Source organism: Allobosea sp. BE125 (assembly GCF_031456075.1).
GTDB lineage: Bacteria > Pseudomonadota > Alphaproteobacteria > Rhizobiales > Beijerinckiaceae > Allobosea.
Genome location: NZ_JAVDTY010000026.1, coordinates 1 through 1,151, shown reverse-complemented (window position 1 = coordinate 1,151; position 1,151 = coordinate 1). Strand labels below are relative to the sequence as shown.

Genomic DNA, 1,151 nt, shown 5'->3' with positions numbered 1-1,151 from the left:
CGGATGAGCGGCTGTGTTGTTGGTCAAGGGTTTTGTGTTCGCCAGGGGGTGTTGTCTCTGACGATTGCGTTGAGGGTTGTGAGCAGCTTTCGGATGACGGCGACGATGGCGACCTTTTTGGGTCGTCCTCGCGTGGTGAGGCGCTCGTAGAAGGTTTTGAAGACGCCATTGTGCCGAATGGCGGCGAGCGCTGCCATATACAAGGTGTTGCGAACGCAGGTTCTGCCTCCCACGATGGTTCTGTGGCCGCGCATCATGCCGGAGTCGCGGTTCATCGGTGCGACGCCGACGAGGGCTGCGAGCTTCTGGCGATCGATGGAGCCAAGCTCGGGAACTTCGGCGATGAGAGTGCGAGCGGTGACATCGCCAATCCCGGGCACGGACTTGAGCAATGTTTCGGTCTCGCGCCATGCCGGCGAGTTCTTGATGCCGTCACCGATGGTGCGGTCGATCTCGCTCAGCTCCTTCTCCAGGAAGGCGATGTGTCGGGCGAGGCCTTTGGCGAGGCGCTTGTCAGGCATGCGCCGCGCGCGATTGGCCTCCATTCCGATCATCTCGATGATCTGACGGCGCCTCGCGACGAGTTCGGCCAGCCTCGTCGCCTCCGGAGCAGGGACGGCTCTCGCCTGTGGCCTGATCCGCTCGGCAAAGAGCGCGATCACTTCGGCGTCGAGGGCGTCGGTCTTGGCCAGTCGTCCCATGGCGCGGGCGAAGTCGCGGATCTGACGCGGGTTGACGACGCAGAGCGGCAAGCCTGCTCCGGCGAGCGCGGCCGCCACCGTGGTTTCAAACCCGCCGGTCGCCTCGATCACCACCAGGGCGACCGGGCAGGCCGCCAGGCGTGCCGTCAGCTCGTCTAACCCTCGGCCGTCGCGAGAGACGAAGAAGGCCTCTCCCGATGGTCGCAGGTGAACGTCGAGACGATCCTTGGATACGTCGATGCCGACGAAAACAGCGAGAGCTTCATCCATGACCCATCCTTGCAAATGCGGGCTCGGGCCCAAGCGGCTGTCCGGGTTCGGGACAAAAAGGCGGAAGCCGCACCTCGCTCATCCACGGGCTCAACTCACCCAAGGGGGGATCGGGCTGACTTCCGCCTCAAACCTCGCCGGTACAAAACCGACTGGCAAATCAAAGATACAAGGGGGCGC

Annotated in this window: 1 protein-coding gene; it reads right to left on the bottom strand. The window is 63.7% G+C overall.

The window, feature by feature from the left end:
* Window positions 1–23: 23 nt before the first annotated feature.
* Window positions 24–971, bottom strand: coding sequence for an IS110 family RNA-guided transposase (locus tag J2Y55_RS30070; protein WP_310160544.1), 948 nt, complete (start codon window positions 969–971; stop codon window positions 24–26).
* Between the last annotated feature and the right edge of the window lie 180 nt (window positions 972–1,151).